This is a genomic window from Achromobacter ruhlandii (assembly GCF_002082135.1).
Lineage (GTDB): Bacteria > Pseudomonadota > Gammaproteobacteria > Burkholderiales > Burkholderiaceae_B > Achromobacter > Achromobacter ruhlandii.
Window position 1 is genome coordinate 4,048,570 of sequence record NZ_CP017433.1, and the last position, 21,669, is coordinate 4,070,238.

Sequence of the window (21,669 nt, forward strand, 5' to 3'; positions counted from 1 at the left end):
CAGTACCCGCGACACCCGCAGCGCCCGTGCGGCCTGCGGCGCCCGAGGAGCCGGCCGCGCCTGCGGCGCCCGTTGCGCCCGTCGAGCCGGTTGCCCCCGAAGCCCCCGTCGCGCCAGCGGCTCCCGATGCGCCCGCGGCGCCAGCGGCACCTGCGACGCCCGGCGTGCCAGCGCCCGCACCCGCACCTTGCTCGGCCACGGCCTTGTTCAATTCATTGACATTGCTTTCCAACTGGTTGACACGTCCCTGCACGTCGGCCATGGCGCGTTCATTGGAGACGCGCTGATCGGCCTGGGCCTCGGCCTGTGCCGCGGCGCCGCCCTGCGCCTGTCCGGATGACAGGCGCACGCGATCCTGCGGCTGCGAGGCCGTGGCCGCGCCGGTGTCGCCAGGCCGCGCCACCGTGCCCGAGGCCGCGTCCTGGCCCTTGACCACCGCGGGATTGGCGCCGGTCGCCGCGCCCAGGCGGGCGCGGTAACGGGCGAATGCCTCGGCGTGTTCATTGAAAATGCGGCGCGCCTCGGCCGGATCGACCGCGCGCACCGTGGCCGCGTCGGGGATCGCCAGCTTCTGCCCCGCCCGCACCAGGTTCATGTTGTTCTGGATGAAGGCGTCGGGATTGGCGCGCCACAGCGCCACCAGCATCTGGTAGACCGAGGCGTTGGGCACGGCATTACGCTGGGCGATGGCGAACAGCGTATCGCCCGACTTGACGTTGACCGAGCCGGACGTGCCGCCGGCCCGGCCCGGGGCGCCCACGGCAGCCGGCGTGACATCGGCGCCAGCGCCGCGCAGCGGCACCAGGATGCTGACCTGGACCTGTCGCTGGCCGGAACTGGAACTGATATCCAGCAGCAGATCGACCGCGCCGCCGGCCGGCGCCTGGGTCGACCGCACCCGCAGGTTCTTGCGGGTCGGGTCCATGCCGTCTTCGACCCGCACCACCAGGCTGGCCAGCGGCGCGGGCGGTTTCAGGCCCGCGCGCTGCCACGCCGCCTCGTCCGCCACGGACACCCGCAGCGAGGACACTTCGTCGGGCGTCAATTCCTGCAGGCCGACCAGCGCCTGCAAGGGCGCGCCCGGCGCCGACACCACCCGCGAATGCCCAACCCGCATCGCCAAGGCCGGGCTGCAAGCGCTCGCGCCTAGCGCCAGCGCGATCGCCCACTGGAGGGCCTTCAAACGGCGGGCATGCTTCACTTGGCGCGAACGCTGGGTCATAAGCTGGAATTCCGTTCTTGTCGGTCGAATGATCGGGCGGGGGCTGTTCGTGGGGATCGCGTGAGAACAAGCCTCAATTGACCCGAAAAGTGTAATGGATCGAGCGCGTTTCACAAACCTGAAAGGCGCATCGGCGTTGGCTGGCGGGCACATTGCCAGCCATGTCCGATGACCACGGCGCCCCGCGCAAATGACAAAGGCACCCGAAGGTGCCTTTGCGGTTACGACCTTGTCGCGAGCGCGCGGCCTGCGCCGCCCGCCGGGCCTCAGGCTTCGGCCAGCGCGATGCGCAGCATGCGGCGCAGCGGTTCGGCCGCGCCCCACAGCAGTTGGTCACCGACGGTGAAGGCGCTGAGGTATTGCGGACCCATCGACATCTTGCGCAGGCGGCCCACCGGAATGTCCAGCGTGCCCGTGACCGCGACCGGGGTCAGTTCACGGATGGTCTCTTCCTTGGTGTTGGGGATCACCTTGGCCCATTGCGTGCCCTGCGCGATCAGCGCTTCGATCTCGTCCAGCGGCAGGTCGCGCTTGAGCTTGATGGTCAGCGCCTGGCTGTGGCAGCGCATCGCGCCGATGCGCACGCACAGGCCGTCGATCGGGGTGGCGGCGGTGCCGAAGGCGGCGCCACGGCCGAGGATCTTGTTGGTCTCGACCTCGCCCTTCCACTCTTCCTTGGACATGCCGTTGCCCAGGTCCTTGTCGATCCAGGGGATCAGGCTGCCGCCCAGCGGCACGCCGAAGTGCTCGTGGGGCAGCGCCGCGTCCTTCTGCTTGGCCAGGATGCCGCGGTCGATTTCCAGGATGGCCGAGGCGGGATCGTCCAGCAGCGGCTTGACGGCGTGGTTCAGCTCGCCGAACTGGGTCAGCAGCTCGCGCATGTGCTGCGCGCCGCCGCCGGATGCGGCCTGGTAGGTCATGGTGGTCATCCACTCGACCAGGTCGTTGTTGAACAGGCCGGCCAGGCCCATCAACATGCAGCTGACCGTGCAATTGCCGCCGATGAAGTTGCGCACGCCGCGCTTGAGCGCCGCGTCGATCACGGGACGGTTGACCGGGTCCAGCACGATGATGGCGTCATCGGCCATGCGCAGCGTGCTGGCGGCGTCGATCCAGATGCCGTTCCAGCCCGCGCCGCGCAGCTTCGGGTAGACCTCGGAGGTGTAGTCGCCGCCTTGCGCCGTCACGATGATCGGCAGTTTTTTCAGAGCGTCAATGTTGTAGGCGTCTTGCAGCGGGCCCGCGCCAGTCGCCCAAGTGGGGGCGGCGCCGCCAGCGTTGCTGGTGGAGAAAAACACCGGTTCGATCAGTGCGAAGTCGTTCTCGTCGCGCATGCGTTGCATGAGCACCGAGCCGACCATACCGCGCCAGCCGACAAGGCCTACTGCTTGATTCATTTCAATCGCTCTTTAAAGGTGGGGACAAGGTGTGGTGAAAAAACGTGCAGAACCCAACAATTTATCAGAATGCACGCAGGGATGTTGCGAGGCAGCTTGAAAAAACGGGGCCGCAATCAAAGCCACCCCGCTTTCGCGGCGCTGCGGCAACATCGGCATGAAAAAGGGCCGCCCCGCGGGCGGCCCCAGGACTCGGGACCGCGCCGCAAGGGCGCGTCCCTTGCAGGCATCAGGCCAGGGCTTTGAGGACGGCGTCGCCCATGCCCGAGGTGCTGACCTTGGTGGTGCCGGGTTCGAAGATGTCGGCGGTGCGCAGGCCATCGGCCAGCACGCGGCGCACGGCGGCTTCGATGCGGTCGGCCTGGGGCGCCAGGTTCAGCGAGTAGCGCAGCAGCATCGCGGCCGACAGGATGGTCGCCAGCGGATTGGCGATGCCCTGGCCGGCAATGTCGGGCGCCGAACCGTGGCTGGGCTCGTACAGGCCCTGGCCGCCGGCGTTCAGCGAAGCCGACGGCAGCATGCCGATGGAGCCGGTCAGCATGGCGGCCTCGTCCGACAGGATGTCGCCGAACAGGTTGCCGGTGACGATCACGTCGAACTGGCGCGGGTTGCGCACCAGCTGCATGGCGGCGTTGTCGACGTACATGTGCGACAGCTCGACGTCCGGATACTCGCGCGCCACTTCGATGACGATGTCGCGCCAGAACTGCGAGGTCTCGAGCACGTTGGCCTTGTCGACGCTGCACAGCTTCTTGTTGCGCTTCCTGGCGGATTCGAAGCCGATGCGGGCGATGCGGCGCACTTCCGATTCAGCGTAGCGCATCGTGTCGTAGCCCTCGCGTTCGCCGCTGAAGGCGCCGTCCGGCGACGAGCGCACGCCGCGCGGCGTGCCGAAATAGATGTCGCCGGTCAGTTCGCGGATGATCAGGATGTCCAGGCCGGACACGATCTCGGGCTTGAGCGACGAGGCGCTGGCCAGCTCGGGATAGAGGATGGCGGGACGCAGGTTGGCGAACAGGCCGAGCGCCTTGCGCAGGCCCAGGATGGCCTGCTCGGGGCGGAATTCGCGCGGCAGGCTGTCGTACTTCCAGTCGCCGACGGCGCCGAACAGCACGGCGTGCGATTCCTTGGCCAGCTTCAGCGTGGCCGGCGGCAGCGGATGCTCGAACTCGTCGAACGCGGCGCCGCCAACGGCCGCCTGCTTGATGTCGAATGGCACGTCCAGCGCCTTCAGGACGCGCACGGCCTGTTCGATGATTTCGGGGCCGATGCCGTCACCCGGCAAGACTGCGATGTTATGAGTCATGGAAAAAACGGTCCTGTGGTCGATGGGATGAGTCGGGTCAGGCGATCGGACGGCTTTCCAGCCAGGGATGGCGGGCCAGGCGCTCGGCTTCGAAGGCGCGGATCTTGTCCGAATGGCGCAGGGTCAGGCCGATGTCGTCAAAACCGTTCAGCAGGCAGTACTTGCGGAACGGCTCGATGTCGAACTTCATGGCACGGCCATCGCCGGCCACCACCACCTGGCGATCCAGGTCGATGTTGAGCTTGTAGCCCGGGAAGGCCTTCACTTCGTCGAACAGGCGCGCCACTTCGAGCTCGGACAGCACGATCGGCAGCAGACCATTCTTGAAGCTGTTGTTGAAGAAGATGTCGGCGTACGACGGCGCGATGATGGCGCGAAAGCCGAACTGCGTCAGCGCCCAGGGCGCGTGCTCGCGGCTCGAACCGCAGCCGAAGTTCTTGCGCGCCAGCAGCACCGAGGCGCCCTGGTAACGCTGCTGGTTCAGCACGAAATCGGGGTTGAGCGGACGCTTGCTGTTGTCCATGCCCGGCTCGCCGTGATCCAGGTAGCGCAGTTCGTCGAACAGATTGGGGCCGAAGCCGGTGCGCTTGATGGACTTGAGGAACTGCTTGGGAATGATGAGGTCCGTGTCGACGTTTTCGCGGTCGAGCGGAGCCACCAGGCCTTCGTGAGTGGTGAATGCTTGCATGATGTCGGTACTCGGTGGGCGCTTAACGGAACGTGCGGACGTCGACGAAATGACCGGCCACGGCGGCGGCGGCGGCCATCGCCGGGCTGACCAGGTGGGTGCGGCCACCCTGGCCCTGGCGGCCTTCGAAGTTGCGGTTCGAGGTCGAGGCGCAGCGCTCGCCCGGCTCGAGCCGGTCGGCATTCATGGCCAGGCACATCGAGCAGCCCGGCTCGCGCCATTCGAAGCCCGCCTCGATGAAGATCTTGTCCAGGCCTTCGCGCTCGGCCTGCTGCTTGACCAGCCCGGAACCCGGCACCACCATGGCCTGGCGCACGTTGGATGCGACGCGCTTGCCGCGCGCCACGACGGCGGCGGCGCGCAGGTCCTCGATGCGCGAGTTGGTGCAGGAGCCGATGAAGACGCGGTCCACGCGGATGTCGGTCAACGGCGTGTTGGGCTTGAGGCCCATGTATTCCAGCGCGCGTTCCATGCCGCTGCGGCGCACGTCGTCTTTTTCGCGGTCGGGGTCCGGCACGCGCGAGTCGACCGGCAGCACCATTTCGGGCGAGGTGCCCCAGGTGACCTGCGGCTTGATGTCGCGGGCATTGACTTCGACCACGGTGTCGAACTTGGCGCCTGCGTCGGTGTGCAGCGTGCGCCAGTAGGCCACGGCGTGATCCCACAGCACGCCGGACGGCGCGAACGGACGGCCGCGGAAGTATTCGATGGTCTTGTCGTCGACGGCGACCATGCCGGAGCGGGCGCCGGCTTCGATGGCCATGTTGCAGACCGTCATGCGGCCTTCCACCGACAGCGCGCGGATGGTGCTGCCGGCGAACTCGATGGCGTGGCCGGTGCCGCCGGCGGTGCCGATGATGCCGATGATGTGCAGGACGACGTCCTTGGCCGTACAGCCGAACGGCAGTTCGCCTTCGACCTTGATCAGCATGCTCTTGGCTTTCTTCATGAGCAGCGTCTGCGTGGCCAGCACATGTTCGACTTCCGAGGTGCCGATGCCGAACGCCAGCGCGCCCAGCGCGCCGTGCGTGCTGGTGTGCGAATCGCCACAGACCACGGTCATGCCCGGCAGGGTGGCGCCCTGCTCCGGCCCGATGACGTGGACGATGCCCTGGCGCAGGTCGTTCATGCGGAATTCGGTGATGCCGTACTTGTCGCAGTTGGCGTCGAGCGTGTCGACCTGCAGGCGCGAGATCGGATCGTCGATGCCCTGGGCGCGGTTCATCGTGGGCACGTTGTGGTCGGCCACCGCCAGGTTGGCGCCGTTGCGCCACGGCTTGCGCCCGGCCATGGCCAGGCCCTCGAACGCCTGCGGGCTGGTCACTTCGTGCAGCAGGTGGCGGTCGATATAGAGCAGACAGGTGCCGTCTGATTCCTGGTGGACGATATGGGCGTCCCAGAGTTTGTCGTAAAGGGTTTGGGCCATGGATGCGCTCTGCAAATAGACAATCCGGCTGGTGCCTCGCGCGGGATGTGCTGTTGCTTCCCACGCCGGCCGCTGCGGCATGGAGGGCATTATGCCCAGCCTCTGAACCTAGTACAACCACACCAAATATACTAGTACCAACACTACCATGGTGAGACTTATCCAGGTCGCCGGTCACGCCGAGAATGATCGTTGCGGGGTCAATATCCAGATAATCAAAAAGCAACGGTCGAAAAAACTATTTAGATACAAAAGACGCAACCGGATATAATCACTTTTCAATGTGGCAAAGCAGAAACCGCAACAATACGACATAAAACGTATTAATGGTTTTTGATTAATCCGTCCATATTGAATTCCGCGTAAATCGCATGATTTCTCATCGATTTTTGCGAAATAAATCCCGACGGGCCGGCAAATTCTGTCAAGTCTTAACAAACCTTGACTCGCCAAGTCTGACATTTGCACACAATATGCCGGCACTAATCCCACACTTGACTCGCGAATAATCCCTATGTCTTCGTTCCTGCTCAAGACCACGGTTTCCGCCCTGGCGTTGGCATTCGTTCCTGTCTTGTATGCGCAGCCGGCCGCGACCGATGCGCCGCCGCCCGCCCCTGGCGCGACCACCCTGAACCAGATTGTCGAGCAGACCCTGCTCAGCAATCCCGAGATCCAGGCCAAGTACCACGACTTCCAGGCTTCGCTGGAAGGCCAGGCCGTGGCCCGCGGCGCCTTCTTCCCGCAGGTCAATGCGCTGGGCTACGCCGGACGCGAATACCGCAACAACGTGCCCGGCGTCGGCTCGCAGAGCTGGAACCGTCCGGGCTACAACTTCGAGCTGCGCCAGCTGATTTTCGACGGTTTCCGCACCAGCAACGACGTCAAGCAGGCCGGGTTCGACAAGCTGGCGCGCTTCTATGACGTGCTGGCCACCAGCGACAGCACCGCCCTGGCCGCCGTGCAGGCCTACATCGACCTGCAGCGCTATCGCGACATGGAACTGCTGGCCCGCCAGAATTACTCCCTGCACGAGGAAACCCTCAAACAGATCGGCCAGCGCACGGAATCCGGGGTCGGCCGGCGCGTCGACCTGGAACAGGCCGGCGGCCGCCTGGCGCTGGCGCAAACCAACCTGATGACCGAAACCACCAACCTGCTGGACGTGCAGCAGCGCTTCCAGCGCGTCACTGGCGCCCTGCCGCCCGAGTCGATGCAGCCGGTGCCGGACATCTCCGACAAGTTGCCGACCAAGCCCGGCAACTTCAACGAGTCGCTGCGCCGCAATCCCAGCTTCCTGTCCAAGCAGGCGGCCCTGCAGGCGGCGGAAGCGGGCGTGGCCTCGTCCAAGGGCGCGTTTTCACCCAAGTTCGAGTTCGTCGCCGCCACCGGCCGCGACCAGAACGACCCCACGCCTGAAAACCGCAACATCCGCAGCTCCAGCGTCCAGGTGGTCATGAACTACAACCTGTACCGCGGCGGCGCCGATTCGGCGCGGGTGCGCCAGACGGCGGCCCAGTCGTATGCCGCGCGCGACGTGCGCGACTACACCTGCCGCAATGTGCAGCAGGATCTGGCCGTGGCCTGGAACAACATCACCAGCCTGCAGGAAAAGCTGCCCTTCCTGCGCGACCACGAAATGGCCACGGCCAAGGTGCGCGACGCCTACCGCCAGCAGTTCCAGATCGGCCAGCGCACCCTGCTCGACCTGCTCAACACCGAGAACGAGCTGTTCGAATCGCGCCGCGCCCTGACCAACGCCGTCTATGACCTGAGGTTGGCGCAGTATCGCTGGCTGGCGCTTTCGCATAAGCTGCTGCCGGCGCTGACGCTGCAGCCCGCGCGCAACGAGATGCCCGAGGAAAACGGCAAGCTGGTGGTGTCCGACGACGTCATCCGCCTGTGCAATTCCACGGTGCCCGACTCGGCCCGGCTGACGCCAGTGCGTGTGCAATACAACGAAGGCACCCTGCCGCCCACGCTGGTGCCGCTGAACGCGCCCGCCGCCCAGGCCCGTCCCTGACGAGGCGCGCGCAAGGAGGCCATATGGCTACTGAGGACAACGACTTTTCACGGTTGGATGCGGACTTCGTCCGCGTGTTGGAAGACTTGATCGACGCCTTGATCGCCAATGGCACCTTGCGCATGACGGACCTGCCGATACAGGCCCAGCAAAAACTCACCCAGCGCAAGCAACAGCGCGCGCGACTCTCGGAGCATCTGGACCTGCTGGATGACGATGATGGACAAGTTATCTGACGCGCCCGCGCGGGAATGGCGCGCCGACGCGCGCGCCGCGCACGATGACCCGTTGCTGGACTGCCTGGTCGAGATCACCCGATTGCATGGCGTGACGGCGACCGCCCAGGCGCTGTCGGCCGGCCTGCCGCTGGAAGCGCACCGGCTGACGCCAGCGCTGCTGCCCCGGGCGGCGGCGCGCGCGCAGCTGTCGGCGCGGGTGGTCAAGCGCCCGCTGGACGGACTGCCGTCCGACCTGTTGCCGGCGATCCTGCTGCTCAATGGCGAGCGGGCCTGCCTGTTGCTCAGGAAGGATGGCGACAAGTACGTGATCAGCCATCCCGAGCTGGGCGGCAGCGCGGTCGAGATGAGCGCGGCCGAACTGGACGCGCAATACACCGGCCTGGTCTGTTTCGTGCGGCCACAGTTCCGCTTCGACGCGCGCGCCCCGGAAGTGGCCAAGGTGCGCGAGCGCCACTGGTTCTGGGCCGCCATCATGGAAAACCGGCGCCTGTACCGCGATGCCCTCATCGCCGCCCTGCTGATCAACATCTTCGCCATGGCGATGCCGTTGTTCACCATGAACGTGTACGACCGCGTGGTGCCCAACAACGCCGTCGAGACGCTCTGGGTGCTGGCGCTGGGCATCACTCTGGTGGTGATCTTCAACATGATCCTGAGCACGGCGCGCTCGCACGTGGTCGACAGCGCCAGCAAGCGCGTCGACGTGCGGCTGTCCGCGCAGATCATGGAGCGGGTGCTGGACCTGCGGATGTAGGGCCGTCCGGTGTCGGTCGGCTCGTTCGCCGCCAACCTGCGCTCGTTCGAATCGATCCGCGACTTCATCGCCTCGGCCACCATCACCACCCTGGTGGACTTGCCCTTCATTCTGCTGTTCCTGGCCGCGCTGGCCTGGATCTCGCCCTGGATGGTGCTGCCCCCGGTGGTCGCGATCGTGCTGATCCTGGTGGTGTCGCTGGCCGCGCAGGCGCGCATGGAAGCGCTGACGATGGCGTCGTTCCAGGCTTCGTCGCAGCGCAATGCCACCCTGGTCGAGGCCCTGACCGGGCTGGAAGCGGTCAAGACCCTCAACGCCCAGGGCGCGATCCAGCGCAACTGGGAGCGTTCCACCGAGTTCATCGCGCAGACCGGCGGCAAGCTCAAGCTGATCTCGTCGTCCACCGTCGGCTTCGTGCAGGCGGTGCAGCAGCTGGTGTCGATCTCGGTGGTGATCATCGGCGTGTACCTGGCGCAGGACTCGGCCCTGTCGATGGGCGGCATCATCGCCGCCTCGATGATCGCCGGCCGCTGCCTGGCGCCGCTGGGCCAGGTGGCCGGCCTGCTGATGCAATACCAGAACGCCCGCACCTCGCTGGGTTCGATCGACAACTACATGAAGCTGCCGATCGAGCGCCCGGCCGAGGCCGAGTTCCTGCACCGCCCGGTGTTCCATGGCGGCCTGGAATTCCGCGACGTCAGCTTCACTTACCCGGGCAGCACCCAGCCGGTGCTCAAAAAGGTGTCCTTCAAGCTCAAGCCGGGCGAAAAGGTCGGCATCATCGGCCGCATCGGCTCGGGCAAGACCACGCTGGAAAAGCTGGCCCTGGCGCTGTTCCAGCCGACCGAGGGCGCGGTGCTGCTGGATGGCGTGGACGTGCGCCAGATCGACCCGGCCGACGTGCGCCGCGCAATCGGCCACGTGCCGCAGGATCCGCTGCTGTTCTACGGCAGCCTCAAACATAACCTGGCCATGGGCGCGCCCTACGCCGACGACGCCAGCATCCTGGCGGCCGCCAACATGGCCGGCGTGACCGAGTTCGCCAATCTGCACCCGAACGGCTTCGACATGCTCATCGGCGAGCGCGGCGAGTCGCTGTCGGGCGGCCAGCGCCAGTCGGTGGCCGTGGCGCGCGCGCTGATCAACGATCCGCCCATCCTGCTGCTGGACGAGCCCAGCAGCAACATGGATCACCAGAGCGAGGCCCAGCTGCGCCGCCGCCTGGGCGAAGCCAGCGCCAACAAGACCATCCTGCTGGTGACGCACCGCACCGCCCTGCTGGAACTGGTCGACCGCCTGATCGTCATCGATAACGGCCATATCGTGGCCGATGGCCCCAAGGAACAGGTCGTCGAAGCCCTGCGCCAGGGGCGCGTCGGACGCGGAAGCTGAGAGCCGCATGGACAATACCACCGCCATCCAGAAATCCGCCGTATCGCGGCCCGGCCTGCTCACCCGTCTGTGGCTGCGGGTGCGCGGCATCTTCGTCCACTTCTTCGACCGCCTGCTCGACGGCGCCGAAAAAGGCAAGCCGCAGGCGCGCACCGACTATGTCGGCAACGCCGAATGGGTGATCCACGAGTCGCAGGCGCGCGGCGCCCGCGTGCTGCTGTGGACCAGCCTGCTGGCCGTCTTCCTGCTGCTGCTGTGGGCCGCCTTCGGCTATATCGACGAAGTCGTGCGCGGCGAGGGCAAGGTCGTGCCGTCGCGCCAGGTGCAGATCATCCAGAGCCTGGATGGCGGCATCGTCGAGGAAATCCTGGTCAAGCCCGGCCAGGAGGTCGAGGCCGGCCAGGTCCTGCTGAAGATCGATTCCACCCGCTTCGCCTCGTCGCTGGGCGAAAACAATGCCGAATACCTGTCGCTGCTGGCCAAGTCCGCGCGCCTGAAGGCGCTGGCCACCGGCGAACCGTTCGTGGCGCCCGAGGAAGTGCTGACCCAGGCGCCGGGATTGGTCGAGATGGAACGCAACGCCTGGCAGGCGCGCACCACGGAACTGAACGCCACCGTCAACGTCGCCCGCGAACAGCTCAAGCAACGCCAGGAAGAACTGCGCGAGACCATCGCCAAGCGCGACCAGGCCTCGGCCAGCTGCGGCCTGACCTCGCGCGAACTGCAGGTGACCCGGCCGCTGCTCAAGAGCGGCGCGGTGTCCGAGGTGGACCTGTTGCGCCTGCAGCGCGACGTGGCCCGCTACTGCGGCGAACAGAAAGGCGCCGAGGCCCAGATCGACCGGATCCAGGCATCTATCAAGGAAGCCCAGAGCAAGCTCGAGGAATCCGAGCTGAACATCCGCAACCAGGCCCGCAACGAACTGTCCGAAACCAACACCAAGCTGGCCACGCTGCGCGAGGGCAAGCTGGCCCTGGCCGACCGGGTCAAGCTGGCGGAAGTGCGCGCCCCGGTGCGCGGCACGGTCAAGACGCTGTTCAACAATACCGTGGGCGGCGTGGTGCAGCCGGGCAAGGACATCATCGAGATCGTGCCCAAGGACGACACCCTGCTGCTGGAAGTGCGCATCCTGCCGCGCGACATCGGTTTCCTGCACGCCGACCAGAAGGCCGAGGTCAAGTTCACCGCCTACGACTTCGCCATCTACGGCGGGCTGGAAGGCAAGGTCGAACAGATCGGCGCCGACACGGTGACCGACGAGAAAGGCAATTCCTATTACGTGGTGCGGGTCCGCACGGACCGCAGCACGGTGGGCGACAAGAACCTGCCCATCATTCCCGGGATGGTGGCCGAAGTCCACATCCTGACCGGCAAGCGCACCGTGTTGCAGTACCTGCTCAAGCCGGTGCTGCGCGCGAAGGCCAACGCCTTTACCGAGCGTTAGAGGAGAGCGAGAAGGCGTTATGAAATCCGTTCCCGTCCTGTTGATTACGCACGACGACCTGTTGTGGCAGCACTGGCGCGCGCTGGATCCGGCGCGCTGGCTCGCCGCCCGCGGGCGCGGTCTGGCCGACCTGCAGCGCTGGCGTGAGCAGGGCCGCGCCCTGGCGGTGCTGGATACCGACCTGCCGCGCCTGCCGTCCTGGCAGGATCCCGCCTGGCATGCCCAGTTCTCCGGACTGCAGGTGGTGGTGGCCAGCCCCAGCCCCAACGACGAACAAGGCACTCAGGCCCTGGGCGCCGGTGCGTTGGGTTATTGCCACAGTTACGCCCCGGCCACCGCCCTGGCGCAGGCCCTGGAAGTGGTAGCCTCCGGCGGCATCTGGATGGGGCGCTCGCTGGTCACGCGCCTGCTCCGGCTGGTGACGGAGCGGGCCCAGGATTCCCGCTCCTGGGACAACGGCCTGCTGACCGAACGCGAGATCACCGTGGCGCGCTATGCCGCCAGCGGCCAATCCAATGCCCAGATCGCCGACGCGCTCGGCATCACCGAGCGCACCGTCAAGGCGCATCTGTCAGCCGTCTTCGACAAACTCGAAGTGACCGACCGGCTGCAGCTGGCGCTGCGGGTGCACGGCATTTCGGCGCCGGCCGACGCCCGCGGCAAAATCCTTTCCTGAACCTGTCCTTGAGGACAATACCGCCGCGCCGCGGCTCCCTCTAGTATCTGGCCATCTTGGATAACTCCCTGAAACGGAACCAACATGGCCAACTCCTCCCCCGCCGTCGTCACTGAAATCACCGGTCGCGCCTGGATACGCAACAGCGATGGCTCGCTGACCGAACTGCATCAGGGCAGCAACGTGCCCGCCGGCAGCGACGTCGTCACGGCCTCGGGCGCCAGCGTGGCGCTGCAGGTGGAGAATGGCATGCCGATCGTGATCGGCGAAGGCCGCGAGGTGGCCGTCACCGGCGACATGGCCGGCCCGCTGGCCGATCCGACCGAAGCCGCGGTGGCGCCGCCCAAGGGCACCGATTCCGACCGCCTGCTGGCGGCCCTGCAGGCCGGCCAGGATCCGTTCGAAGTGCTGGATCCGACCGCCGCGACGCTGACGGGCGGCGGCGGTGACGACGGCGGCGGCAGCTTCGTGCGCCTGGCCCGCATCCTGGAAACCACCAGCCCGCTGGACCTGGCCTATCCCAACCCGGGCCGGGGCGCCGACACGATCGACCGCGCTTCCAGCGGCGCGGGCGGCGACGGTGGCGCCGCGGGCGACAACAATAACGCGCCCCTGGCCGTCAATGACACCGCCCGCACCGACGAAAAAAGCGTCGTGCGCGGCAACCTGCTGGTCAACGACAGCGATCCCGACGGCGATCCGCTGACCCTGGTCTCGATCAGCGGCCGCCCGATGAGCCCGGGCGGCGTCAGCGTCACCGGTTCCAACGGCGGCACCTTCACCGTGCTGCCGGACGGCAGCTACACCTTCGTTCCCGGCAACAGCTTCCAGCATCTGCCCGAAGGCCAGACGGCTACCACCACGATCACCTACGTCGTCACCGACCCGAGCGGCGCCACCTCCACCGCCACCGTGGAAGTGACCGTGGTCGGCGTCAATGACCCGGCCCAGATCACCGCCGCCCAGCCGGGCGACGATGCCGGCACCGTGGTCGAGGACGAGAAATCCACCGCCAACGGCAAGCTCAACGTGGTCGACGCCGACGACGGTCAATCCTTCTTCGTGGCCGTGGCCGACCGCCCGGGCGTGTACGGCACCTTCTCGATCGACGCCAACGGCAACTGGGTCTACAACCTGAACCAGACCGACGCGCGCGTACAGTCGCTGGCCGTGGGCGAGAAGCTGACCGAGACCTTCACCGTCACCACCGCCGATGGCACCACTGGCACGGTCACCATCACCATCAACGGCACCAACGACGCCCCGACCATCAGCGGCGAAGCCGCCGGCGCCGTCAAGGAAGACGGCACGCAGGAAGTGACGGGCCAACTGACCAAGGCCGACGTCGACACCAGCGACACGCACACCTGGTCCGCCAACGACGGCGGCAAGGGTCAGTACGGCACCCTCACGGTCGACCAGAACGGCAAGTGGACCTACGTGCTGGACAACGGCAGCGACAAGGTGCAGGCCCTGGCCGAAGGCCAGCAGGTGACCGATACCATCACGGTTACCGTCGACGACGGCCACGGCGGCAAGGCCACCCAGGTCATCACGGTCACCGTCACCGGCACCAACGACGCCCCGACCATCAGCGGCACCACCATCGGCGAAATCCGCGAGGACGACACCAGCGACACCGTGTCCGGCCAGTTGACCCAGCACGACGTCGACACCAACGACACGCACACCTGGACCGTCAACGACGGCGGCAAGGGCCAGTACGGCTCGTTCACGGTGGATGGCACCGGCAAGTGGACCTACACGCTGGACAATGGCAGCGACAAGGTCCAGGCCCTCAAGGACGGCGAGACGGTCACCGACACCATCACCGTCACGGTTGACGACGGCCACGGCGGCACCGCCACCGAAACCATCACGGTCACCATCACCGGCACCAACGATGCCGCCGTCATCACCCCGAGCAAGCCGGGCGACGACGCCGGCACGGTCGAGGAAGACGGCAACCTGACCACCGGCGGCAAGCTGGATGTGACCGACAAGGACGCGGGCGAGGCCAACTTCAACCCGCAGACCGACGCCAAGGGCGAGCACGGCAAGTTCTCCATCGACGCCAACGGCAACTGGAAGTACGAGCTCGACAACAACGATCCCAAGGTCCAGGCCCTGGCCGTGGGCGAGAAGCTGGTCGAGACCTTCACCGTCACCACCGCCGACGGCACCTCCAGCACCATCACCGTCACCATCGACGGCACCAACGACGATCCGAAGCTCAGCGGCAAGACCGATGGCGCGGTGACCGAGGATGGCGCCACCACCGCCACCGGCAAGCTCGACGTGACCGACGTCGACGCCAGCGACAAGCACACCTGGACCGTCAGCAACGACGGCAAGGGCCAGTACGGCACCTTCACCGTCGACCAGAGCGGCAACTGGAAGTTCGAGCTGGACAACAGCAGCGACAAGGTCCAGGCCCTGAAGGACGGCGAGAAGGTCACCGACACCATCACCGTGACCGTCGACGACGGCCACGGCGGCACCGCGACCAAGACCATCACGGTCACCATCACCGGCACCAACGACGCCGCCGTCATCACCCCGAGCAAGCCGGGCGACGACGCCGGCACCGTCGAGGAAGACGGCAACCTGACCACCGGCGGCAAGCTGGACGTGACCGACAAGGACGCGGGCGAAGCCACCTTCAACCCGCAGACCGACGCCAAGGGCGAGCACGGCAAGTTCTCCATCGACGCCAACGGCAACTGGAAGTACGAGCTCGACAACAACGATCCCAAGGTCCAGGCCCTGGCCGTGGGCGAGAAGCTGGTCGAGACCTTCACCGTCACCACCGCCGACGGCACCTCCAGCACCATCACCGTCACCATCGACGGCACCAACGACGATCCGAAGCTCAGCGGCAAGACCGATGGCGCGGTGACCGAGGATGGCGCCACCACCGCCACCGGCAAGCTCGACGTGACCGACGTCGACGCCAGCGACAAGCACACCTGGACCGTCAGCAACGACGGCAAGGGCCAGTACGGCACCTTCACCGTCGACCAGAGCGGCAACTGGAAGTTCGAGCTGGACAACAGCAGCGACAAGGTCCAGGCCCTGAAGGACGGCGAGAAGGTCACCGACACCATCACCGTGACCGTCGACGACGGCCACGGCGGCACCGCGACCAAGACCATCACGGTCACCATCACCGGCACCAACGACGCCGCCGTCATCACCCCGAGCAAGCCGGGCGACGACGCCGGCACCGTCGAGGAAGACGGCAACCTGACCACCGGCGGCAAGCTGGACGTGACCGACAAGGACGCGGGCGAAGCCACCTTCAACCCGCAGACCGACGCCAAGGGCGAGCACGGCAAGTTCTCCATCGACGCCAACGGCAACTGGAAGTACGAGCTCGACAACAACGATCCCAAGGTCCAGGCCCTGGCCGTGGGCGAGAAGCTGGTCGAGACCTTCACCGTCACCACCGCCGACGGCACCTCCAGCACCATCACCGTCACCATCGACGGCACCAACGACGATCCGAAGCTCAGCGGCAAGACCGATGGCGCGGTGACCGAGGATGGCGCCACCACCGCCACCGGCAAGCTCGACGTGACCGACGTCGACGCCAGCGACAAGCACACCTGGACCGTCAGCAACGACGGCAAGGGCCAGTACGGCACCTTCACCGTCGACCAGAGCGGCAACTGGAAGTTCGAGCTGGACAACAGCAGCGACAAGGTCCAGGCCCTGAAGGACGGCGAGAAGGTCACCGACACCATCACCGTGACCGTCGACGACGGCCACGGCGGCACCGCGACCAAGACCATCACGGTCACCATCACCGGCACCAACGACGCCGCCGTCATCACCCCGAGCAAGCCGGGCGACGACGCCGGCACCGTCGAGGAAGACGGCAACCTGACCACCGGCGGCAAGCTGGACGTGACCGACAAGGACGCGGGCGAAGCCACCTTCAACCCGCAGACCGACGCCAAGGGCGAGCACGGCAAGTTCTCCATCGACGCCAACGGCAACTGGAAGTACGAGCTCGACAACAACGATCCCAAGGTCCAGGCCCTGGCCGTGGGCGAGAAGCTGGTCGAGACCTTCACCGTCACCACCGCCGACGGCACCTCCAGCACCATCACCGTCACCATCGACGGCACCAACGACGATCCGAAGCTCAGCGGCAAGACCGATGGCGCGGTGACCGAGGATGGCGCCACCACCGCCACCGGCAAGCTCGACGTGACCGACGTCGACGCCAGCGACAAGCACACCTGGACCGTCAGCAACGACGGCAAGGGCCAGTACGGCACCTTCACCGTCGACCAGAGCGGCAACTGGAAGTTCGAGCTGGACAACAGCAGCGACAAGGTCCAGGCCCTGAAGGACGGCGAGAAGGTCACCGACACCATCACCGTGACCGTCGACGACGGCCACGGCGGCACCGCGACCAAGACCATCACGGTCACCATCACCGGCACCAACGACGCCGCCGTCATCACCCCGAGCAAGCCGGGCGACGACGCCGGCACCGTCGAGGAAGACGGCAACCTGACCACCGGCGGCAAGCTGGACGTGACCGACAAGGACGCGGGCGAAGCCACCTTCAACCCGCAGACCGACGCCAAGGGCGAGCACGGCAAGTTCTCCATCGACGCCAACGGCAACTGGAAGTACGAGCTCGACAACAACGATCCCAAGGTCCAGGCCCTGGCCGTGGGCGAGAAGCTGGTCGAGACCTTCACCGTCACCACCGCCGACGGCACCTCCAGCACCATCACCGTCACCATCGACGGCACCAACGACGATCCGAAGCTCAGCGGCAAGACCGATGGCGCGGTGACCGAGGATGGCGCCACCACCGCCACCGGCAAGCTCGACGTCAGCGACGTCGACGCCAGCGACAAGCACACCTGGACCGTCAGCAACGACGGCAAGGGCCAGTACGGCACCTTCACCGTCGACCAGAGCGGCAACTGGAAGTTCGAGCTGGACAACAGCAGCGACAAGGTCCAGGCCCTGAAGGACGGCGAAAAGGTCACCGACACCATCACCGTCACGGTTGACGACGGCCACGGCGGAACCGCCACCAAGACCATCACGGTCACCATCACCGGCACCAACGACGCCGCCGTCATCACCCCGAGCAAACCGGGCGACGATGCCGGCACGGTCCAGGAAGACAAGGTCTACACGGCCAACGGCAAGCTCGATGTCGCCGACAAGGATGCCGGCGAAGCCAAGTTCACGCCGCAGACCGACGCCGCCGGCAAGTACGGCACGTTCTCGATCGATGCCAACGGCAACTGGACCTTCAAGCTCGACAACGACGCCAAGGCCGTCCAGCAGCTGGGCGCCAAGGAAAGCCTGACCGAGACCTTCACCGTCACCACCGCCGACGGCACCACCGGGCAGGTCGTGATCACCATCAACGGCACCAACGACGCGCCGACCATCACCGGCGCGACCGCCGGCAACGTCGAGGAAGACGGCGCCAAGGAAGTCTCCGGCCAACTGACCCAGCACGACGTCGACGTCAACGACAAGCACACCTGGTCGCTGAACAACGATGGCAAGGGCCAATACGGCTCGTTCACCATCGACGCCACTGGCAAGTGGACCTACACGCTGGACAACGACAGCGCCAAGGTCCAGGCCCTGGCCGAAGGCCAGAAGGTCACCGACACCATCACCGTAACCGTCGACGACGGCAACGGCGGAACCGCGACCAAGACCATCACCGTCGACATCACCGGCACCAACGATGCCGCCGTCATCACCCCCAGCAAGCCGGGCGATGACGCCGGCACGGTCCAGGAAGACAAGGTCTACACGGCCAACGGCAAGCTCGATGTCACCGACAAGGACGCCGGCCAGGCCACCTTCCAGCCGCAGACCGACTTCGCCGGCAAGTACGGCACGTTCTCGATCGATGCCAACGGCAACTGGACCTTCAAGCTCGACAACGACGCCAAGGCCGTCCAGCAGCTGGGCGCCAAGGAGCACCTGACCGAGACCTTCACCGTCACCACCGCCGACGGCACCACCGGCAAGGTCACCATCACCATCAACGGCACCAACGACGCCCCGACCATCAGCGGCGTGGCCACCGGCGCCGTCAAGGAAGACGGCACCCAGACGGTGACGGGCCAGCTGGCCAAGGCCGACGTCGACGTCAACGACAAGCACACCTGGTCGCTGAATAATGACGGCAAGGGCCAGTACGGCACCTTCACGCTCGACCAGAGCGGCAAGTGGACCTACGTGCTGGACAACAACAGCGCCAAGGTCCAGGCCCTGGCCGAAGGCCAGAAGGCCACCGACTCCATCACGGTAACGGTGGACGACGGCAACGGCGGCAAGGCCACCCAGGTCATCACCATCGACATCACCGGCACCAACGACGCCCCGACCATCGGCGGCACGGCCACTGGCGCGGTCAAGGAAGACGGTACGCTGGTCACGACCGGCCAGTTGACCAAGACCGACGTCGACACCAACGACACCCACACCTGGTCCGTCAGCAACGAGGGCAAGGGCCAGTACGGCACTTTCACCGTCGATCAGAACGGCAAGTGGACCTACACGCTGGACAACGCCAGCACCAAGGTGCAGGCGCTGAAGGAAGGCGAAACCGTTACCGACACCATCAAGGTCACGGTGGATGACGGCCATGGCGGCACCGCGTTCAAGGAAATCACGGTCACCGTCACCGGCACCAATGACATCGCCAAGATCACCGGCCAGTCCACCGGCGCCGTGATCGAGGACAAGACGCTGGTGACCTCCGGCAAGCTGACGGTCTCGGATGCCGACGCCGGCCAGAGCACGCTGGTCGCCCAGGCCAACGTGGCGGGCAAGTACGGCACGTTCTCGATCGACGCCAACGGCAACTGGACTTACACGCTGAACAACAGCCTGAAGGCCGTCCAGGACCTGCCCGCCGGCGCCGTGCTGAAAGAGAGCTTCGAGGTCGTCTCGGCCGACGGCTCCGCCAAGCAAGTGATCACGGTCGACGTGATCGGCACCAACGACGCGCCGGTGGCCGCCGACAACGCCACCACCGTGGACGCGGGCGGCAACCACACCTTCACCGCCGCCGAGTTCAACTTCAATGACGGCGCCGAAGGCAACCAGCTCGACAGCGTCATCATCACGCGCCTGCCGACCGACGGCACGTTGACGCTGAATGGCCAGGCGGTCTCGATCAACACCGTGGTCTCGGCCGCGGACATCGCCGCGGGCAAGCTGGTCTACACGCCGTCGGCGGCCGGCCAGGACACCTCGTTTGGCTTCCAGGTGCGTGACAACGGCGGCACCGCCAACGGTGGCAAGGACACCTCGGGCGACTACAACTTCGCCATCAAGACCAACAACTTCATCTCGGGCGACAACGACGGCAGCGGCACGGGCACCAAGCCGCCCATCAACGGCGGCAGCGGCGACGACGTCATTCTTGGCGACAAGGGTGGCACGGTCACCACGGTCGAGCCGGGCAAGAACTACAACATCGCGATCGTGGTCGACACGTCAGGCAGCATGTCGGACCCCTCGGGCACGAAGGGCCTGAGCCGCATGCAGCTGACCATCGACGCGCTCAAGAACCTGGCGAACACCCTCAAGGGCCATGACGGCATCGTCAACGTGGCGCTGATCGGCTTCGAATCGACGGCCAGCACCAAGTACACGATCAACGGCCTGAACGCGAGCAACGTCAACGACCTGATCAAGGCCATTGAGAAGCTCAGCGCCAACGGTGGCACCAACTATGAAGGCGCCTTCGACGAAGCGCTCAAGTGGTTCAACAAGCAGCCCACGTCGTCCAACGGGCAGACTTTCGAAAACGTTACGTACTTCCTGACGGACGGCGATCCCACCTTCAGCAACCGTGGCAGCAACGGTGGCTGGGGGGCTGGCAGCACCACCAACTACTACGACATGAAGGACGCCGTCGACAAGTTCAAGGACCTGAGCGGCAAGAGCACGGTACACGCCATCGGCATCGGCACGGGTGTCAATGAGAACTACCTGAAGTTCTTCGACAACTCGAGCACGACTGGCACCGGTACGGTCAAGATCGAGGGCACCAACATCACCGGCGCTGTCGGCCAGCCGCAGATCGTCAACACCGCCAAGGACCTGGCCGCCGCGCTGCAGGGCGGCTCGTCCAGCACCGATCCGGCTGCGGTCGGCAACGACATCATCAACGGTGGTGCCGGTAATGACATCATCTTCGGCGACACGCTCAACACCGATGGCAACGTGCTGAACTGGGCCTCGGTGGGCGGCCGCCCCGCCGATCTGGTGCAGGGTTCGGGCCTGAAGGCGCTGCAGGTGTTCCTGGAAATGCGCGACGGACACGCGCCGACCAGCGGCGACCTGTACCAGTACATCAAGGACCACCACGCCGACTTCAACCTCGCCGACGACCCGCGCGGCGGCGATGACACGATCCACGGCGGCACCGGTGACGACATCATCTACGGCCAGGGCGGCAACGACACCCTGTATGGCGATGATGGCAACGACATCATTTACGGTGGCGCCGGCGACGACAAGCTGTACGGCGGCGACGGCAATGACGTACTGCACGGGGGGTCGGGCAACGACGTGCTGGAAGGCGGCAACGGCAACGACCTGCTGATCGGCGGCAAGGGCGACGACACGCTGATCGGCGGCGCCGGCAGCGATACCTTCAAATGGGAACTGGGCGACCAGGGCACCACCGCCAAGCCGGCTGTCGACACGATCAAGGACTTCTCGCTGGACAAGCCGGCCGATGGCGGCGACATCCTGGACCTGAAGGACCTGCTGGTTGGCGAGAAGGACGGCACGCTGACCCAGTACCTGAACTTCCACAAGGAAGGCAACAACACGGTCATCGACGTCAACACCCAGGGCAAGCTCGGCGCCCAGGGCGCGGATCAGAAGATCGTGCTGGAGAACGTCGACCTGACTCAGGGCGGCCAGCTGAACAACCAGGCCATCATCAATGACCTGTTGCAGAAGGGCAAACTGAACGTCGACCACGGCTAAGCAGTCCCCCGGACAGGGCCGCGCAACGGCCTTGTCCGGTCGAACAAGGCAGGACCAGCGCGGCACGCGGACGGCGTGCGCGGGATTTTTTCC

The 21,669-nt window shown here is 66.1% G+C and carries 10 protein-coding genes and 1 pseudogene; 6 read left to right on the forward strand and 5 right to left on the reverse strand.

The window, feature by feature from the left end; translation table 11 throughout:
* From AruCF_RS18250 to leuC, 5 genes are all read right to left on the reverse strand, one after another.
* On the reverse strand, positions 1-1,222 hold a 1,222-nt coding region (locus AruCF_RS18250), incomplete at its 3' end, for a type IV pilus assembly protein FimV (protein ID WP_083036823.1).
* A gap of 266 nt (positions 1,223-1,488) precedes the next feature.
* Positions 1,489-2,619, reverse strand: coding sequence for an aspartate-semialdehyde dehydrogenase (gene asd / locus AruCF_RS18255; RefSeq protein ID WP_049075090.1), 1,131 nt, complete (start codon positions 2,617-2,619; stop codon positions 1,489-1,491).
* Between the two features lie 229 nt (positions 2,620-2,848).
* Positions 2,849-3,925 (reverse strand): 3-isopropylmalate dehydrogenase, encoded by a 1,077-nt coding sequence (gene leuB / locus AruCF_RS18260; protein ID WP_049075092.1) that lies wholly within the window; start codon positions 3,923-3,925, stop codon positions 2,849-2,851.
* Positions 3,926-3,962: 37 nt separating this feature from the next.
* Entirely contained in the window at positions 3,963-4,613 is a 651-nt protein-coding gene (gene leuD / locus AruCF_RS18265) for a 3-isopropylmalate dehydratase small subunit (RefSeq protein ID WP_049075093.1), read from the reverse strand.
* Positions 4,614-4,635: 22 nt separating this feature from the next.
* Positions 4,636-6,039: a 3-isopropylmalate dehydratase large subunit gene (gene leuC / locus AruCF_RS18270; RefSeq protein WP_049075094.1), complete on the reverse strand. Its 1,404-nt coding sequence runs from the start codon at positions 6,037-6,039 to the stop codon at positions 4,636-4,638.
* Between the two features lie 514 nt (positions 6,040-6,553).
* Between leuC and AruCF_RS18275 the strand changes: the two genes are divergently transcribed.
* The 6 genes and pseudogenes from AruCF_RS18275 (at position 6,554) to AruCF_RS29640 (ending at position 21,576) form a co-directional block, all read left to right on the forward strand.
* Positions 6,554-8,062 carry a TolC family outer membrane protein gene (locus AruCF_RS18275; protein ID WP_049075096.1) on the forward strand — a complete coding sequence of 503 codons (1,509 nt, stop codon included), beginning with the start codon at positions 6,554-6,556 and terminating at the stop codon, positions 8,060-8,062.
* Between the two features lie 23 nt (positions 8,063-8,085).
* A complete protein-coding gene (locus tag AruCF_RS18280; RefSeq protein WP_006387947.1) occupies positions 8,086-8,298 on the forward strand; it encodes a hypothetical protein in 213 nt (70 codons plus the stop codon).
* Positions 8,282-10,447 (forward strand): annotated as a pseudogene (locus AruCF_RS18285) (type I secretion system permease/ATPase). Before AruCF_RS18280 ends, AruCF_RS18285 begins: the two are co-directional and overlap by 17 nt.
* A gap of 7 nt (positions 10,448-10,454) precedes the next feature.
* Complete coding sequence (locus AruCF_RS18290) at positions 10,455-11,891, forward strand: HlyD family type I secretion periplasmic adaptor subunit (RefSeq protein ID WP_049075100.1); 1,437 nt, start codon at positions 10,455-10,457, stop codon at positions 11,889-11,891.
* Positions 11,892-11,910: 19 nt separating this feature from the next.
* Positions 11,911-12,567 (forward strand): response regulator transcription factor, encoded by a 657-nt coding sequence (locus AruCF_RS18295; RefSeq protein ID WP_049075102.1) that lies wholly within the window; start codon positions 11,911-11,913, stop codon positions 12,565-12,567.
* 84 nt (positions 12,568-12,651) lie between these two features.
* Positions 12,652-21,576 carry a retention module-containing protein gene (locus tag AruCF_RS29640; RefSeq protein WP_174655160.1) on the forward strand — a complete coding sequence of 2,975 codons (8,925 nt, stop codon included), beginning with the start codon at positions 12,652-12,654 and terminating at the stop codon, positions 21,574-21,576.
* Positions 21,577-21,669: the final 93 nt, after the last annotated feature.